The 16884-nt window shown below is 74.0% G+C and carries 15 protein-coding genes; 3 read left to right on the forward strand and 12 right to left on the reverse strand.

Features of this window, described 5'->3' with window-relative positions; all coding sequences use genetic code 11:
* Positions 1-263: 263 nt before the first annotated feature.
* Positions 264-2387, forward strand: a complete 2124-nt coding sequence (locus ACZ4M5_RS18005; RefSeq protein WP_467737835.1) for a SpoIIE family protein phosphatase — start codon at positions 264-266, stop codon at positions 2385-2387.
* A 22-nt stretch (positions 2388-2409) separates the two neighbouring features.
* Here the strand turns inward: ACZ4M5_RS18005 and ACZ4M5_RS18010 are convergent, their stop codons facing one another.
* From ACZ4M5_RS18010 to tap, 3 genes are all read right to left on the reverse strand, one after another.
* A complete protein-coding gene (locus ACZ4M5_RS18010) occupies positions 2410-2820 on the reverse strand; it encodes an MmpS family transport accessory protein (protein WP_467737837.1) in 411 nt (136 codons plus the stop codon).
* 77 nt (positions 2821-2897) lie between these two features.
* The gene (tpg, locus tag ACZ4M5_RS18015) at positions 2898-3455 is read right to left on the reverse strand and encodes a telomere-protecting terminal protein Tpg (protein WP_467737839.1); all 558 of its coding nucleotides are present in this window, start codon (positions 3453-3455) and stop codon (positions 2898-2900) included.
* A 6-nt stretch (positions 3456-3461) separates the two neighbouring features.
* Positions 3462-5726: a telomere-associated protein Tap gene (gene tap, locus ACZ4M5_RS18020; protein ID WP_467737841.1), complete on the reverse strand. Its 2265-nt coding sequence runs from the start codon at positions 5724-5726 to the stop codon at positions 3462-3464.
* Positions 5727-5939: 213 nt separating this feature from the next.
* Here tap and ACZ4M5_RS18025 point away from each other — a divergent pair, with 213 nt between their 5' ends.
* On the forward strand, positions 5940-6383 hold the full coding sequence (locus ACZ4M5_RS18025) for an ATP-binding protein (RefSeq protein WP_467737843.1): 444 nt from the start codon (positions 5940-5942) through the stop codon (positions 6381-6383).
* 42 nt (positions 6384-6425) lie between these two features.
* Positions 6426-6791, forward strand: coding sequence for a hypothetical protein (locus ACZ4M5_RS18030; RefSeq protein ID WP_467737845.1), 366 nt, complete (start codon positions 6426-6428; stop codon positions 6789-6791).
* 85 nt (positions 6792-6876) lie between these two features.
* Here the strand turns inward: ACZ4M5_RS18030 and ppk2 are convergent, their stop codons facing one another.
* The 9 genes from ppk2 to ACZ4M5_RS18075 all read right to left on the reverse strand — a co-directional run bounded on the left by ppk2 (position 6877) and on the right by ACZ4M5_RS18075 (position 16679).
* On the reverse strand, positions 6877-7845 hold the full coding sequence (gene ppk2 / locus ACZ4M5_RS18035) for a polyphosphate kinase 2 (protein ID WP_467737847.1): 969 nt from the start codon (positions 7843-7845) through the stop codon (positions 6877-6879).
* 36 nt (positions 7846-7881) lie between these two features.
* Positions 7882-8124 carry a DUF6411 family protein gene (locus ACZ4M5_RS18040; protein ID WP_467737849.1) on the reverse strand — a complete coding sequence of 81 codons (243 nt, stop codon included), beginning with the start codon at positions 8122-8124 and terminating at the stop codon, positions 7882-7884.
* Positions 8125-8299: 175 nt separating this feature from the next.
* Positions 8300-9586: an ABC transporter substrate-binding protein gene (locus ACZ4M5_RS18045; protein ID WP_467737851.1), complete on the reverse strand. Its 1287-nt coding sequence runs from the start codon at positions 9584-9586 to the stop codon at positions 8300-8302.
* Positions 9583-10722 (reverse strand): branched-chain amino acid ABC transporter permease, encoded by a 1140-nt coding sequence (locus tag ACZ4M5_RS18050; RefSeq protein ID WP_467737854.1) that lies wholly within the window; start codon positions 10720-10722, stop codon positions 9583-9585. Before ACZ4M5_RS18050 ends, ACZ4M5_RS18045 begins: the two co-directional genes overlap by 4 nt.
* Positions 10715-11614 carry a branched-chain amino acid ABC transporter permease gene (locus ACZ4M5_RS18055; protein WP_467737856.1) on the reverse strand — a complete coding sequence of 300 codons (900 nt, stop codon included), beginning with the start codon at positions 11612-11614 and terminating at the stop codon, positions 10715-10717. Before ACZ4M5_RS18055 ends, ACZ4M5_RS18050 begins: the two co-directional genes overlap by 8 nt.
* Positions 11611-12411 carry an ABC transporter ATP-binding protein gene (locus tag ACZ4M5_RS18060; RefSeq protein WP_467737858.1) on the reverse strand — a complete coding sequence of 267 codons (801 nt, stop codon included), beginning with the start codon at positions 12409-12411 and terminating at the stop codon, positions 11611-11613. The genes ACZ4M5_RS18055 and ACZ4M5_RS18060 overlap by 4 nt, the downstream gene beginning before the upstream one ends.
* Complete coding sequence (locus tag ACZ4M5_RS18065; RefSeq protein ID WP_467737860.1) at positions 12408-13244, reverse strand: ABC transporter ATP-binding protein; 837 nt, start codon at positions 13242-13244, stop codon at positions 12408-12410. The genes ACZ4M5_RS18060 and ACZ4M5_RS18065 overlap by 4 nt, the downstream gene beginning before the upstream one ends.
* A gap of 187 nt (positions 13245-13431) precedes the next feature.
* Complete coding sequence (locus ACZ4M5_RS18070) at positions 13432-14760, reverse strand: PucR family transcriptional regulator (RefSeq protein ID WP_467737862.1); 1329 nt, start codon at positions 14758-14760, stop codon at positions 13432-13434.
* Positions 14761-15026: 266 nt separating this feature from the next.
* Positions 15027-16679 carry a LuxR C-terminal-related transcriptional regulator gene (locus tag ACZ4M5_RS18075; protein ID WP_467737864.1) on the reverse strand — a complete coding sequence of 551 codons (1653 nt, stop codon included), beginning with the start codon at positions 16677-16679 and terminating at the stop codon, positions 15027-15029.
* Positions 16680-16884: the final 205 nt, after the last annotated feature.

Raw genomic sequence — 16884 nt, forward strand, 5'->3', positions numbered from 1 at the left:
CTGTTCGGCGACCCGTTCACCTTGCGGCACGCGGCTGAGGACGGCCAGAGGACGCGCCGGGGCGACGCCGCACGGCGATCGTTCCGGCGGCCCGGTCGCCCGGCAGTGGAACGGCATGGTGCTCACCTCGCCGGATCGGCCTGCTTCCACCCTTCCACACACCGACCGTCCGCGGCGGACAGCGGCGTCCGAGGAGCGAGCCCCGGGATCTCTGTCCTCTCCCCCGACCTCCTCGTGCCCCTTTTGTCACATATGGTCGATAGGTGACCGCTCAGGACGGCGAGTTCCCCGACGGCTCGTCCTTGGAGGAAGCGCTCAGCGCCACGGTCCGGCGCACCGGCGCTTCCGCCGGAGGCGTGTACCTGCTGTCGCCGTCCGAGCCGGTCCTGAGGCTGACACTGGTGTGCGGGGTTCCGGTGATGACCGTCGCGCCCTGGTGGCGGGTGGCCCTGTCGGCCGCGGGGCCGTTGTCCGAGGCGGTACGGGACGACCACCTGGTGTGGGTGGGACGGCAGGAGGACCTGGCCAGGCTGTACCCGAACGCCGCGGCGGGGCTGCCGTACCGGTTCGCCCTGGCCTTCGCCCCGCTCAACGGCGTCCGGCACTGGGGAGCACTCGCCCTGGTCTGGTCCACGAGCCACCCGCCGTCCCTGACCCGCCGCGAGCGCGGGCACATCCTGTCCAGCGCGCAGCGCCTCACCCAGGCGCTGGAGGAGTCGCCCACTCCGTCGATCGTCCCCGACCAGCCCCGCGCGGTGCCGCTGCATCCGCCGGAACCGGACACGGCCCAAGCCGGTCTGGCGGCCGCCGACCTGGTGCAGCGGCTGCCCCTCGGGGCCCTGGGTCTCGATCTCGAAGGACGCGTCACCTACGTCAACGAGGCCGCCGCCCGGCTGCTCGGCATGCGGCCCGAACGCCTCCTGGGCACCCTGCCCTGGCAGGCGGTGCCCTGGCTGGACACTCCCGTGCACGAGGACAACTACCGCACGGCGGTCTTCAGCCGTGAGCCCGTCGCCTACACCGCCCTGCGCCCGCCCGACACGTGGCTCGACATCCAGCTCTACCCGAGCAGCAGCGGGATCAGCGCACTGCTGCAACCGCACCGCGAGAACCGCCCCGTGGGCAGCGCGCCGCCTCGCGTGGCGCGAGGGCCCGCCGCACCCGAGGGCGCCGGCACGGGCCGGGTGCACCAGCTGATCCATCTGGCGGCGGCCCTCAGCCAGACCGTCACCGTGGCCGACGTGATCCACGTCGTGGGCGACCAGATCGTGCCGGCCTTCGACGCGCAGAGCATGGTCGTCTCCGTGGCGGACGCCGGCCGGCTGAGGATCATCGGGCACCGGGGGTACGACCCCCGCACGATCGCCCGTCTCGACGGCCTGCCCCTGGACACCGACCTCACGCCCGCCGGCCACATCCTGCAGAGCGGCGTCCCCGCCTTCTTCTCCGACCGCGGCGAGATGGCCCGGGCCCACCCGCGGGCGACCGTGGTCAGCGGGAAGCAGGCCTGGGCGTTCCTGCCCCTGGTCGTCTCCGACCGCCGCGTCGGCTGCTGCGTGCTGTCCTACGACCGGCCGCGGACGTTCAGCGCCGGTGAACGCGCCGTGCTGGTCTCCCTGGGCGGGCTGATCGCCCAGGCCATGGACCGGGCCCGCCTGTACGACGCCAAGCACGACCTCGCCCACGGGCTGCAGAAGACGCTTCTGCCGGTCACCCTGCCGGCCGTCCCGCAGCTCGGCGTGGCCGCCCGCTACCTCCCCGCCGCGCACGGCATGGACATCGGCGGCGACTTCTACGACCTCATCCGCCTCGACGACACGTCGGCCGCGGCCGTCATCGGCGATGTGCAGGGGCACAGCATCAACGCCGCCGCCCTGATGGGCCAGGTCCGCACCGCCGTGCACGCCACTGCCGGTGCGCGGCCCGACGAGGTCCTCATGCGCACCGACCGGGTTCTGCTCGACCTGGAGACCGACCTGTTCGTGTCCTGTCTGTACCTCCACGTCGACCTCGCCGAACGGCGTCTGCACCTGGCCAGCGCGGGGCATCCCCCGCCACTGCTGCGGACGTCCGAGCCGGAGCCCCGCACCAGGGTGCTCGACGTGGAGCCCGGGCCGCTGCTGGGGATCGGCACGGGCGCCGAGGCCACCTACCCGGTCACGACCATGACCCTGCCGGCGGGCTCCGCTCTCCTGGCCCTGTACACCGACGGCCTCGTGGAGGCACCGGGCTCCGACATCACCCAGTCCATCGCGACGGTCGCCGAGTACCTCACCACGGCCGGTGAACGGCCCCTGGAAGAACTGGCCGACGACCTGATCCGGCACGCCCTCCCCGCACACGCCCACCTGGACGACATCGCCCTGCTCCTGCTGCGCCTGCGGTGAGCCGCGGGTCGAGGGCCGTCCGTCAGCCCCCGATCGGGGCCTCGGCGGTGCAACCGCCCGAGGCCACCAGGCCCTCGGCGCTCTGCTCCTCGATCACCTCGCCCTTGTAGGTGATCTTGCAGGTCACCTCGGCGCCCTCGGGGTCCAGGGCGACGGGCATCACGGCGGCGGGCATGATGCCGCGCAGGGTGACGGTCTTCTTCCAGGGCAGTTCCGGCTTCGACACCGACTCGATCCTCGGGTCCATGGCCTTGCCGCCGCCCCCGTGGAACTCGATCGAGTCGACGTTCTTCCCGGTCACCTCGTAGGTGACCTGGTACGTCTCGTTCACCGCCTTGTCGACCTGGTCGACCGCCTCGGAGCAGGCGGTCAGGCCGTGCGCGAGGCCCGCGACGGCGACGGAACACACGGCGGCACGGAAGAAGCGGTTCATGAGGATCCCCCCGGATCTTGGAACAGTGCTGCGCAGCCAATCGCAAAGGGGAGGTAAAGTCAAACGAGTTGGGGCCGCTACAAGTCGAATTCCACGTGTTCGATGTCGGTGAAGCGGACCTCTTCCAGCTGACCCGCGCGGCGGCCGCCGTCCTGGAAGTAGATCTCCTTGAGGCCCTCGGCGGTGATCTCGCGCAGGCGCTGGTCGGGAGCGCCCTGCTCCTGGGCCTCGAAGAGCCGGGCCGCGTACTGCGGCGGCAGCGCCACGGTCAGGTGCCGCAGCCGGTCCTCGTCGGTGGTGCCGATGGGCGCGGTGTAGCCGATCCGGGCCCGGGTGTCGATGACGATGCCGTCGGTCGTCGCCGCTCTCCGCCGGGCCCTGGCGCGGACCTGTGGCTGCCACCGCCTGTTGACCTCGCGCTCCAGCCGCGCCGCGAGGTCCGGCCGAGGCTTCTTGATCTGGTTCTTCACGTACCGTTCGACCGTGCGCTGGGAGACGCGCAGCAACCGGGCCACCTGCCGGGTGCCCTTGAGCTGCCGGACGAGGTAACGCATCTGCGCGGGCGCGGTCTTGGGCGCCGGACGGGTGAACGCGCGGCGCACCGCGGCGTCCAGCCCGTCCCCGAACGTACTCATCGGCTGCTACTCCCCGCTGTCGACGTCGGTGACGGTGCCGTCCTTGATGTACCGGGCGAGGTTGAGCTCCGGCGCGCCGAACCGCTCGCGGACCTCCTCGCCCCACAGCACGGTCTGCGTGCCCTCGTGTTTCACCAGCCCGGGATTCACGCCGAGCCTGAACCCACCGGGCAGGGGCTTGCCGTCACGGTAGGGCAGGAAGTCCAGCGGCCCGGTCCCCTCCGCGGCGTACACGACGCAGTCGGACAGGACGGCGACCGGGTACTGCCCGGTGAACGCCGCGTGCTTCACGATCTTGCGGTGGAGGTTGATCCGCGTACGGGAGATGACCGCCGCGCGGATGTCCGGTCGCCAGGTGGGGCGGGACAGCGCGCGCCACGGACTGCCCGGCCGCCAGCCCTCGCCCCGGGGCCGCTCGCGGAGTTTGCCGAGGCCGCCCTTGACCGTCGCCTTGACGGCGTCGACGACGATCGCCGCCTGCGGGTCCCGGCCCCGGTGTCCGTCCATCGCCGCGAGGAATGCGGCCGGCTCCATGTCGGTGTGCACCCCGAGGTCGGCCATGGTGGCCAGGTAGGCGTCCCGCAGCCGGTCGTACCAGGCGTCCAGGTAACGGCCGTTGTCGAAGCGGACGTACGCCTCGAGCGGGCGCACCTCGTAGCCGAGTTCCACGGCGTAGGCGACGGTGGGTGTGGCGTACCAGGCCGGGCCCTCGGGGCGTTCGCCCTTCGGGGTGAACGGACTGGGCAGCAGCTCGGCGTCGAGGTCGGCCCACCGGTCCTTGCCGATCCGCACCCGGGACAGGTCGACGTGCGACAGGTCGACCAGCCACGAGCCCGGCAGCTTCGCGTCGAACTGCGGCGCCTCCAGATGTGTCGGCCCACCGAGCCCCACGACGAGGCCGTTGGCTCCGGCGGCGAAGGCCATGTTCACGTCGATGCCGACCAGATGCCGCAGGGCGCACTCGTCGTCGGTCATCGGTCGCGCCCAGTCGTACGCCTCCTCGAACAGCTTCTCGTGGGGCCCTCGGATGTGGAAGCGGGGCAGGTCGGCCAGGAGCGGGTGCCCGTCGGGCGCCTCGCACGGGGCGCAGTCGACCGGTTCCCTGCCCAGGCTGCCGGGGTTGTGCTCGGAGTGCCGCCGGCCGTCGGCGTCCGGCTCGGAGGCGCGGGTCGGCGGGTGCAGCGCGGTCATCAGCTCCAGCCCGGTGACGGCCGTGGAGCCGCGCGGCGTCATCACCCGCGACGCGTACAGGCCGAGGACGCGGGCCAGTTCGGCCGGGGGGAGCTGGGCGGCGTCCCCCCAGTGGCGCGGGTCGAGCGCCCGCCACGACGGGATGCAGAGCTGGACGCAGGCACGTTCCGCACCGGTGGCGGGGCGGTGGATCCGCGCCCACGGTCCGAACCCGCGCTTGGTGAGCTTCCAGTCGGCGCGGGCGAGTTGCCCGACGACCTTGTGGTCCTCGGGGAGCCGGCCGGTCCGCCGCTCCTCGTCGGTCAGGGCGACCGGCAGGCCGTAGCGCTCCAGCGCGGCCTCCGTCAGCACCAGCAGCGGATCCCCGTCCTTACCCGCGCCGACGAGCCTCGGCTGGCCGAGACGCGCCTCCTCCAGGGTCCAGGCGACCAGGGCGGGAATGCTCCTGGCGGGTACGTCGAGGACCAGGCCTCCGGGGCAGTACGCCAGGGTCCGCCCGTCGGCGTCCACGTCGACCACGGCGAGGGGGCCGTTCTCGAAACGCGGGTCGCCGGAGCGCGCGGCGGCCTGGGCCGGCTTCCGCGGGCCCCGAGCGGCAGGCGCCGGCGTTTTCCCGGCGGTACGCCCCGCAGGCGCGGGCGCCCTGCCCGGGGCGGCGGGCTCTGCACCGGTAGTCAGGGCAGCGGCAGGGGGAGCGGGCGGGGCCGGGGCAGCGGCGGTGGGAGCGTGCGGGGCCGGGGCAGGAGTCGCCATCGTGGCGGGTGCAGGCGCCGGGGCAGGAGTCGCCGCCGTGGCGGGTGCAGGGGCCGGGGGTTGGGCGGCGGGCGCCTGTGAGGCCGGGTAGAGATCGGCCAGCTGCTTCAGCAGCCGCGCGTACGCCTCGCGCTCCGGGCCACGGGGCTCGGTCGGCTTCTTCACCGACTCCCAGCCGGAGACGGTCGCCCGGCGCACCTTGAGCGCGGCGGCCACCTGGTCCAGCGTCAGCCCGTGCGCCTGGCGCAGCCGCTTTCGCTCCTGCGCGGGCGGCAGCGGCGAGCGGGACGCGACCAGCGCGTCGACGGCGTCGAACAGCTCCGACATGCAGCACCTCCACCTGCGATGTTAGACCCGTGCCCGTACCGGCCGCGTACGCCCCGCGTACGGGCGCCGCACGAGTCGGGCGGGACTCCGGACCGTCGCAGCCGGACCGCTCGATGGGGTGGGCCGCCCCGGCGCCCATGTCTGCCGGGGCGGGTGCCGGGTAGTCGGTTGGGGCGACAAGCCCGTGTGGTCGGAAGAGAGGTGGTCGGGGCCGTGGCGGTGAAGGCGATGGGGTGGGCGCACTCGTTTCCCATGTCGGAGGGAGTGCGCGCCGGGCGGGAATGGACACGCGGGCGCCTCGCGGCCCTGCCCTGGGCCGCAGAGGAACCGGACACGGTGGACTCGGTCGTGCTGGCCGTGTCGGAACTGATCACCAACGCGCACATCCACGCGCACAGCGACGCGCACCTGGTGCTCACCTGGGACGGCGACTGCCTGCACGTGAGCGTCCACGACGAGGACCCGACGCTGCCGCGCCAGCGTGACGCCCAGCCGGGCGAGGTCTCCGGGCGCGGAGTGGCCATCGTGCAGACGCTCGCCGACGAGTGGGGCATGAGGTGTCAGCGGCACGGCAAGACGGTGATGGCGTGCTTCCGTCCCGCGGACCCGGAGGGTGGCGACGGCGATGCCCGGGGACACGGCGGCGGCAGCGTCTGATCCCCGCCCACCGGCGGGCTCGCCCCAGAAGGAGAGAATGTCGTGTACCTGGCACGAGGATCGAGTGACGACCCGTACGTCTGGCTCTGGGTCCTGGGCGCGCTCGCGCTCTACGCCGTGATCAGCTACGGGCTGGCGTACCGGGCCCGGGCCCGGCGCGGTTCCTCGCACCCGGCCAAGGACGCCGTGCACGACCTGAAGGACCGGGAGGATCCCCAGCCGCCCGAGTACCGTCTCGCCAGCCGCGCGATCATGTTCTGCGGTGCCGGGCTGACCGGTGCGGTGGCCTACCTGACCAGCGGCGCGCTGCGGGTCCTGACGGTCGGTCTCACCGCTCTGGTCGCGGTGACCGTGTGGGCGTACTTTGACCACCGCACCCGGTCCCGGGCCGCCGCCCGGCAGGGCTGAGGGCCGGACGCCGTTCACGACGAGGCCGGGCCCCCTCCGTGGAGGAGGGGGCCCGGCCTCGTCACTGCGTGAGGGCGCGGGAACCTCAGGGCGCGGTCCGCGGATGGTTGCCCGGGCCGTCCATGCCCGGGGACAACGGGGTGGGCGACAGCTTCGTGTCCTCCTCCCCCGGTTCCAGCAGGGTGTCGGCGGCTCCGACGATGAGCGGATCGGGGGTGCCGACGGTCTCCTGGTCCTTGTTGGCGTAGTCGATGCGCGAGAGCAGGCTGCGCATGGTCTCCAGCCGCGCACGCCGCTTGTCGTTGCTCTTGACGACCGTCCAGGGCGCGTGGGCGCTGTCCGTGGCGCGGAACATGTCGACCTTCGCCTCGGTGTAGTCGTCCCACAGGTCCAGCGAGGCCACGTCGGTGGGTGAGAGCTTCCACTGGCGCACCGGATCGACCTGGCGGATCGCGAAGCGCGTGCGCTGCTCGGAGCGGGACACCGAGAACCAGAACTTCACCAGCAGGACGCCGTCCTCGACGAGCATCCGCTCGAAGGCCGGGCACTGGGCGAGGAAGAGCTCGTACTCGTCCTTGGAGCAGAAGTTCATCACGCGCTCCACGCCCGCCCGGTTGTACCAGGAACGGTCGAAGAAGACGATCTCGCCGGCCGTCGGCAACTGCGCGATGTAGCGCTGGAAGTACCACTGGCCCATCTCGCGTTCGGTGGGCTTGTCCAGGGCGACCACGCGGGCGCCCCGCGGGTTCAGCCGCTCGGTGAACCGCTGTATCGTGCCGCCCTTCCCGGCCGCGTCGCGTCCTTCGCACACCACGACCAGGCGTGCTCCGGTGTCCTTCACCCACCGCTGGAGCTTGAGCAGTTCGATCTGCAGGACACGCTTGGTCCGCTCGTACTCCTTCCGGCCGATCTTGCGGTCGTAGGGGTAGTTCTCGCGCCACGTCCGGATCGGACGCCCGTCGGAGTCCAGCACGATCGGCTGTTCCTGCCGGCTGTCGTCGACGGTCAGCCCTTCCAGCAACTTGTCCGCGTCTCGGGCGTGTTCGGCGTTCATCGTCCGGCTCCCCGTTCGGTCCGTTCCGTCATGCGGTCAGAACGGCATGCGGCCGCGGGAACGGCGGCCCGCCGCTCCGCTGCGGCTCACCGCTCGCGAGCTGGAGTGGAAGGGCTTGCTGAAGATCCGGCCCAGCACGCCGGGCGCCTTGCCGCCCGCCCGGGCGCCGGCGCCCAGCGTCCGTTGCGTGCCGCGCTCCGGGTGACGGGACAGACGGGGGACGAGAAAGGCCAGAACGGCCAGGACCACACATACGCCGATGACGGCGGCGATCACCATGATCGAGCTCCCTTCACTGAGTGACGCACACACGAGTGCCCCCGCCCGCCTCACCCATGTGGAGCAACCGGAAAGAGCCGCACGAGCCCTTCGCGGAAGGCCGCAGCGGCACGACCGTGGCCGGCGGCCGCCGACAGACGCGGCGGCCGCCGGCCACGGCCCTTTCCGTCCGGGGTCAGGAGGCGCGGGAGGCGAGGTACTCCTTCACGCCCGGTGCGGTGTGCGCGTCCTCGACGTTCACCGCGGCCCCGACGGCCTTGGCGTCCGGCTTGTGGATGTACGCCTCGGTGCTCGCGGGCCGCGCCTTGTCGGAGAAGTTCTGCGCGGTGCCGAGGCCGACGTCGACGCTGGACTGCGAACGGTGTGCCTCGACCACGGCCTCACGGGTGAGGCTGCCGCCCTCGCAGGCCTTCTTCAGGTCGTTGCCCATCAGGCGGGCGGCGTTGTAGCCGGAGAGCACGCCCGAGTCGAGGAGGGCACCGGGGTACTTCTTCTGGTAGGCCGCGACCATCTTGCGCACCCCGGGCAGCTCGGAGCTGACGGCCGGGGCGGCGCTCACCACGTTGAGCAGGGCGGCGAGGGCGGGGGCGGCCGGGGTCTTCATCAGCTGCGGGGCGTAGCCGGGCGCACTGGTGACGACCGGCACCTTCAGGCCGCGGGAGGCCGCCACTCCGACCAGGGAGGCGGTCTGGGCCGGCCCGGCACTGATCAGGACGGCCTTCACGCCTTCCTTGCGCAGGGCGGACACCTGGGCGGACAGATCGGTGTCCGTCGCCTTGATCTTCTGGCCGGCGACCTTCAGACCCGCCTTCTTCGCGGCCCACCGCGAGCCCTCCAGGGCGTTCGCCCCGTAATCGCCCTCGAAGTAGACGTGGCCGATGGTGTCGCCCTTCGCCAGGCCCTTGCTGCGGGTGAGGAAGTCGACCGCCGCGATCATGTCGATGTCGTAGGTGGTGCCCAGGACCTGCACGGCGTCGCGGTCGAGCAGGGAGGCGGCCCAGGCCTGCGGGAAGGTCAGCACCTTGTCCCGTTCGACGTCGTCGAGCAGCGCCGCCATCACGGGCGACCCGATGACCTGCGGCAGCGCCACGACGTCCGAGGAGAGGTCGGCGTACGCGGTGACGGCCTTCTGGACGTCGTAGCCGTGGTCCTTGACGACGATCTCGACGCGCCGGCCGCAGATGCCGCCGTCGGCGTTGACCTCGTCCGCCCACATCTGCTGGGCCTGGACGATGCTCTTGCCGAGGGTCGCGTAGGGACCGGTGAGGTCGGTCAGGGCCCCGAGTCTGATGACCTTGTCGGTCACCCCGGGCCCGGCCTTGACGCCGTCGGCGCCGGCGCCCGGGTTCTTGGCGGAGTCGGCCTTCGAGCTGCATCCGGTGGCGGTGAGCAGCAGGACCGCCAGGGCGCCGGCCAGGAGCGCGGTCGGACGTGCGCGGTGCGTGTGGTGCGTGGACTTCACGGGGTGGGCTCCTTGGCTCGTGCGGACGACGCGGGTGAGGGTCGGGGCGAGGGGGCGGACGAGGGCGGTGGGGCGGCCCCCCGGCGGGGCAGGCGGGCGCGCAGGCGGCGGACCAGGCCGTGCAGGCCGTCGGGGGCGAAGAGCAGGATCAGCACGATCGCCGCTCCGTAGAGGTAGCGGGCGGCCTCGGTGGGGCCGACCGTGCCGTCGGTGCTGCCCGGGGCGGCCACCAGGGGCAGTTGGTCGGCGTAGCGGGTCATGAGCAGCGGCAGCGCGGTGACGAAGACGGCACCGGCGGTGGCGCCGGCGACCGACCCCAGCCCGCCGATGACGATCATGGCCAGGTAGTCGACCGACAGCACCAGCCCGAAGTAGTCCGGGACGACGCGGCGGAAGGCGAGGGCGAGCATCACCCCGGCCAGGCCCGCGTACATCGAGGAGACGACGAAGGCGGCCGAACGGTAGCGGGAGACGTCCACGCCCATCACCGCGGCCGCCGTCTCACTGTCCCGCAGCGCCACCAGGGCCCGCCCGGGGCGGCCGTGGAGCAGCCCGCGGGCGGTGACCCAGGTGAGGGCGAACAGGGCGAGACCGAGGTACCACAGCCGCTCCTCCGCCCCGAACGGCACGCCCAGCACCGTGAGTTCGGAGTCAGCGGAGAAGGAGAAGCCGCCCAGTTCCAGCGGCTCCACCGAACGGCCGTTGAACCCGCCGGTGACCGAGTCCGCGGTGAGCAGGACGTGGTGGCCGAGGAAGACCAGCGCGAGGGTGGCCACGCCGAGGTAGACGCCCCGGACGCGGCCGGCGACGGGGCTGAAGAGGCCGCCGGCCGCCCCGGCGAGCAGGACCGCGAGCACGGCCGCGAGGGCGGTCGGCAGGCCGGGGCCGGGTTCGCCGGCCAGCCACACGTAGCCGTAGGCGCCGACGGCGAGGAAGAAGGCATGGCCGAGGGAGAGCTGGCCCGCCGTGCCGGACAGCAGGCCCAGGCCCACCGCGCCGACGGCGGCCGCCATCGAGAACAGTCCGATGCGCAGCCAGAACGCGCCGAGGTAGAAGGGCAGGGCGCACAGCACGACGACGGCCGCGAGGGTCAGGCCGAGGTGTACGCCACGGGAGCCGGGGAGCCGGTCAGACACGGACCGCCGCCTTTCCGCCGAACAGACCGGTGGGCCGCACCAGCAGGACGAGGACCATCACGGCGTAGGGGGCGACGTCGCCGAAGCCCTCGCCCAGGACGTGCAGATCGGACTGGTAGCCGGCGACGAGCGCCTCGGTCATCCCGATCAGCAGGCTGCCCGCGAGGGCGCCGGGCGGCGAGGCCATCCCGCCGAGGATCGCCGCCGGGAACGCCTTGAGGGCGATCTGCCCGGTCGTGCGCTCCAGGCCGGGTGCCGGGAACGCGGCGAGGAAGACCGCCGCGAGGGCGGCCAGCGCCCCGGCCAGGCACCACGCCAGCATGCGGATGCGCACCAGCCGGACGCCCATCAGGGCGGCCGCCTCCACGTCCTCCGCCGAGGCCCGCAGCGACAACCCCCAGGAGGTGTGACGGAAGAGGGCGAAGACACCGGCGATGACGACGGCCGAGACCACGATCGCGGCGATGCGGCTGTCGGCGACGGTCACCGGGCCCAGTCCGCTCACCGCGTCGCCCCAGGGGTCGCCGAGCGAGAGCAGGTCGCCCCCGATGCGCCGCGACAGGTCGGTGAGGATGAGGATGTCGACGCCGATGGTGACGATGGTCTGCACGTGGGCGGCGTGCGGGTCGGCACCGCCGCCCGCCTGGAGCAGGAAGCGGTCCATGGCGCCGGCGACGGCTGCCGTGACCAGGACGGACACGGCCAGTGCCCCGGCGAAACCGAGGTCGTCGTGGAGCACGGCGGTGAGGTAGCCGCCGAGCAGGAGCAGGGAGCCGTGGGCGAAGTTCATGACGCCGGAGGCCTTGAAGATGATCACGAAGCCGAGGGCGACGAGGGCGTAGACGGAGCCCAGCGCGAGGCCGTTGAAGACGTTGTCCAGCAGGGTGGTCATGCCGCGTCCTCCTGTTCGGTGCCCGTGCCGAGGTAGGCGCGCAGCACCTCGGGGTCACGGCGGACCTCGTCCGGGGTGCCGTGGGCGATGACGCGCCCGAAGTCGAGGACGGTGACCTCGTCGGCGAGCCGCATCACCAGCCCCATGTCGTGTTCCACCAGCACGACGGACAGGCCGAGTTCGGCCCGTACGGCGTGCACGACCTCCACCGTGCGGGCGCGTTCGGCGGCGTTCATGCCGGCGACCGGCTCGTCCAGCAGCAGGACGCTGGGCTCCAGGCACAGGGCGCGGGCGAACTCGACGCGCTTGCGGTCGCCGTAGGACAGGAGGGCGACGGGGCTGTGGAAGTGGGCGGCCAGACCGGTGAGTTCGGCGATCTCGCGGGCCCGGTCGAGATGGGTGCGCTGCTCGCGCCGGGCATGCGGCAGGCGCAGGGCGCTGGCCGCGAATCCGGCCCGGGACAGGGCGTGGCGGCCGAGCATCAGGTTGTCGGCGACGGTGCCCTGGGTGGTGACGATGTTCTGGAAGGTGCGGGCGACTTTGAGGGCGGCGATGCGGTGCGGGGCGAGCCGGGTCAGGTCCGCGTCGCCCAGGCGCACGGTTCCGGTCACGGGGCGGCACAGGCCCGACAGCACGTTGAAGCAGGTGGACTTGCCGGCCCCGTTGGGTCCGATGAGGGCGTGGACGGTGCCCGGGGCGACGGTGAAGGACACCGTGTCCAGGGCGGTGAGTCCGGCGAACCGTACGGTCACGTCCGTGACGGCCAGTTCGGGCGGTGCGGTGGTGCGGACGGTCACGCGGCTCCCTGCCCCTCGGTGGTTCCGGCGGTCCGCGCGGTCCCGCCGCTCCCGGCGCCGTCGGCGGTGCCGGTGGTCTCGCCGAGGTAGAGCCGGCGCACCGCGTCCGTACGGGCCAGCTCGTCCGCGAGCCCGGAGAGCCGGACCTCGCCCACCTCCAGCACGTGCGCGGTGTCGGCCAGGGACAGTGCCATGCCCGCGTTCTGCTCGACGAGCAGCACGGCGGTGCCCTGGGCGTTGATCTCGCGGATGACGTCGGCGATGCGGTGGACCATCTGCGGGGCGAGGCCCAGGGACGGTTCGTCGAGGAGCAGCAGGCGTGGCGCGGCCATGAGGGCGCGGCCGATGGCGAGCATCTGCTGCTCGCCGCCGGACAGCAGCCCGGCGGCCTGGCGGGTGCGTTCGGCCAGGCGCGGGAAGAGCGTGAAGACCCGTTCCCGGGCCTCGGCGACCTGGTCCGGGCGGCGGCGGCCGAGGCCCAGACCGCCGCTGCGCAGGTTCTCGTCGACAGTGAGGCCGGCGAAGACCCGCCGCCCCTCGGGCACTTGGACGACTCCGGCACGCACGGCGGCGACCGGGTCACGCCCGTCGAGTGCGGTGCTGCCGTAGCGGATGCGTCCGGCGGTGATCGCGCCGCGGTGCAGGCGCAGGGTGCCCGACACCGCCCGCAGGAGGGTCGTCTTGCCCGCGCCGTTGGCGCCGAGCAGGGTGACGACCGTGCCGTGCGGGACGGTCAGGGAGACGGAACGAAGGGCGGACAGGGCGCGGCCGTAGGTCACGTCGACGCCCTCGATGTGCAGGGCGGGCTCTTCGTCCGGTGGTGCTTCGGGCATCACGGCTCCTCGGGTCCGTGCCGTCGGGCACGGGTGCTTCGGGGGAAGGGCAGCCCACGACAGCACGGGCGCGGAGGCGCGGTACAGGCGTGCGGGCCGTGATGCTGCGCGGTCCCAACCCCGCCGGACGGAGACTGTGCGGCTGCCCAGGGGGGCGCCGCCGGCCGCGCGCGGGGAGCGGCCCCGGTCAGCCGTGCCGCAGGCGGCGGGCGGTGAGGGCGAGGCTGATCTCCACCACGTCGTGCGGGCGGGCCAGGGAGCGGCCGATCAGTTGTTCGCAGCGGCGCAGCCGGTTCAGGACGGTGTTGCGGTGGCAGTAGAGGCGTTCACCGGCACGCTGGGCCGAGCCCTCGCAGGCGAACCAGGCGACGAGGGTTTCCAGCAGGACGTCCCGGTCGGCCGGTTCGAGCCGCAGCAGCGGGCCGAGCACCTGCTCGGTGAGGGTCGCGCCGAGTTCGGGACAGGAGCCGACCAGGGCCTCGGGCAGATGCTCGGCGAGGCGGACGGTGCCTCCCTCGGGCCGGCAGATGCTCAGGGCCAGATCGGCCGTGCGCCGGGCGTCGCCGACGGCGGCGAGCCCGGTCACAGCGTCGCCGATGCCGACCCGGCGCCCGGGTGCCCCCTCGGCGGGCAGGCCGAGTGCGGCCAGCGGGTCCCGGTCGGGGGCGCCGCCCCCGCCGGCCGGTGCGCCGCCGTCCACCCCGTCCGGAGAGCCGTCCCCGAGCAGGACGATGCCGTAGTCGGCCTCGACACCCGTGTGCCAGTAGGTGCGGTCGCCGTGTGCGGGGGCCGCGGCCCGGACGCCGGTGAGGTCCTGCGGCCGGCCGCACGCGACGGCGACGACGACGTAGCGGCCGTGCTCGGGCAGGCCCAGCCCTTCGGCCGTCTCCGGCAGGTCGGCGATCCGGCTGGCGCCCTCCAGCAGGGCCGCCGCCAGCAGGCGCACCCGGTTCTCACGCCGCCAGGCCAGCTGCCGTTCGGCCTGCCGGTAGGCGTCGGCGACGAGCGTGCAGTGCTCGTCGACGAAGTTCCAGACGTCGGTGGCGACATGGACCAGCAGCCGGATGTCCTCCGGTTCCGCCCGGGCGGTCTCCTCGACCAGCCGCTGCCACACCAGGGACCCGCCGAGCCGGAAGGCGTGCAGCAGCGCGTCCAGCGGCAGCCCCTGCTCGGCCCGCGCGACCCCGATCCGCCAGGTGCAGCGGTGGGCCGCCTCCCGGCTGCCGCGCGGGTCGAGCAGTGAGGTCACGCTGTGCCGCAGCGAGCGGTAGGCCTCCTGCCAGGTGCCGGTGTGATCGTTCTCCAGGGCGGTCCGGTACGCCGGTTCCTGCTCGCGCAGGACCGCCAGCAGCCGGTCGGTCAGCTCCGGCAGGTCGTCGAGCAGGACACGGGCCGCGCGGTGCAGGACGCGCAGCGCGTCGGCGTCGATCAGCGACCGGACCCTCCGGGTCCGCGGCTGCGGCACGGGCAGCGGCCCGGTCCGCAAGGTCGTGCGTGTGCGTGCGGCAGGATGCATCGCGGTCCTCCCCCAACTCCGGCCCCCGGCGACCCCGTGTGCCGCCGGATCGACGACTTCGGCGGGCGCGGCGCCGGGACGGCCGTCGTCACCCAGTACTCCTGCTCCGAAGAATGGCATACCGTCCGGTCGGTCCCCAGGGTCGTGCGGTCATCTTCTGCGAGTGGAGGTCCTGGTTCCGGATGGCGGGGGCCGTGGATCCGGCTCCGCGGGGCGGCAGGTCAGCGGGTCCGGCCGTGGGGGCGGCGGGCCGGTCGCGGTGGGAGTCAGCGCTCCTCCCGGCCGACCATGCGGGCGAGTTCCATGCGGGAGCGCACGCCGAGCGCGGCGAAGACGTTGCGCAGGTGGTAGTCGACCGTACGGGTGCTGACGGCCAGGCGCCGGGCCACCTCCCTGTTGGTGGCGCCCTCGGCGACGTGGCGGGCGATGCGCAGTTGCTGGGGTGTCAGCCGCGACAGCCCTCCGGCCGGTTCCTTCCCGGAGGCGACGCCGTTGGCGCGCAGTTCACCGCGCGTCTGCTCCGCCCACGCGCCCGCCCCGCAGCGCTCGAAGCCGACCAGGGCGCCGCCCAGCCGGGCCCGGGCCTCCCGCAGGCGGCGACGGCGCCGCAGCCACCGGCCGTACAGCAGCTCCGTGCGGGCGCGCTCGAAGTCGCCGCCCGACTCGTCGTGCAGGGCCAGCGCCTCCAGGTAGAGCTGGTCGGCCGTCCCCTCGTCCGCTGCCAGCAGGGCGCGGCAGCGCGCGAGTTGGGCCGGCGCGTGCGGGTCGGCACCGAAGGCCGCCCACTGGGCGAGGTCGTCGATGACGCCGTGGGCGTCCTCCGGCTGCCCGGCGAGCACGGCGGCCTCGACGAAACAGGGCACCGCCAGCATCCACACGGCGAAGTGCCCGCGCCTGGGGCCCGGGCCGACGAGCGGGCCGAGCCGGTCGGCGGCCTCCAGCGGCCGGCCTCGGGCCAGGTCGGCGCGGGCCAGGGCCCACTCGGCGAGCGTCGCCGCCTGGGCCAGGCCGTGGCGGCGGGCGACGCCGAGGGCGGCCGAGGCGTAGCCGGCGACCGCGGCCGTGTCCCCCTCGATCGAGGCGGCCAGGGCGAGCATCGCGTGGTGACTGGCCGCTGTGTTGTGGTGCCCGGCCGCCCGGGCCGCCCGTACGCCCTCCTCGGCGTGGGCGCGGGCCTGGGCGTGCCGGCCGGCGCGGAGTTCGGCATAGGCCAGGTACTCCAGCGCCCGCGCCTCGTGAGCGGTGCACTCCGTGCCGCGGGCGGCCGCGAGGGCGCGGGCCCCGGCGGCGCGGGCCGCGTGGACGTCACCGAGCAGCAGGGCCGCAGCGGCGGCACGCAGCAGCCGGTCGGGCCGGTCGTCGCCGCGCGCCCGGTCCAGCACGCGCCGCAGCGGTGCCGCGGCGTCCGCCGGGTGCCGGGCCAGCAGGGCCCGCATGCCGTCGCGGTAGTCGCGGAAGAAGGGATCGGCCGTCGCCTCCGGTCCATCGCGCCCCGCACCGGGCCGATCCGGCGGGCCGTCCGCGGAGGCGGGACGGATGGCGGCCACCGTCACGGGCACCCCGGGCCGTTCGGCGCCCGCCCCCGCCCGGCCGGCCCCGTCCTCGCCGGGCGGGGCCGGGGCGGCCCGGACGGCGGACCGCCCGTCCAGGGTGGCCAGGCAGACGTGCACGTCCCCGGTCGCCCAGGCCGCATCCGCCGCGCACAGGCGCGCCGCCTCGGCGCCGTCCGGGTCGGCAGACGCCAGCAGGGACGCGGCCAGCATCAGGGACTCGCGCGCGTCGCCCACCGGCCCGCCGGCCAACTGGCGCCTGCCGCGGGCGAACTCGGCGTGGCCGCGGTGCGCGGCGGACGGCCGTACGGCCTCGGGTCCGGCCCCCGTGCGGGAAGCCGGCCACACGCTGCTTCCTTCTCCGGTCATCCCATGGAGGTTACTTGCGCGTAAGGAGGACCGGAAGGCTCCCGTCCGTGCCGCCCGACGGGGTGATCGACGTGCTCACCTGCGAGTTGGCCGGGTGCGGTCACCGGCCGGATTGTGCGGCTGCCCAACGGAACGCCCTCGCGGGCGTGCTCGCGCACGGCAACGGCGGCGGACGCCCCGGAGCGTCCGCCGCCGCTTGGCTGCG

The sequence above is a fragment of the Streptomyces sp. NPDC026246 genome (assembly GCF_055567995.1).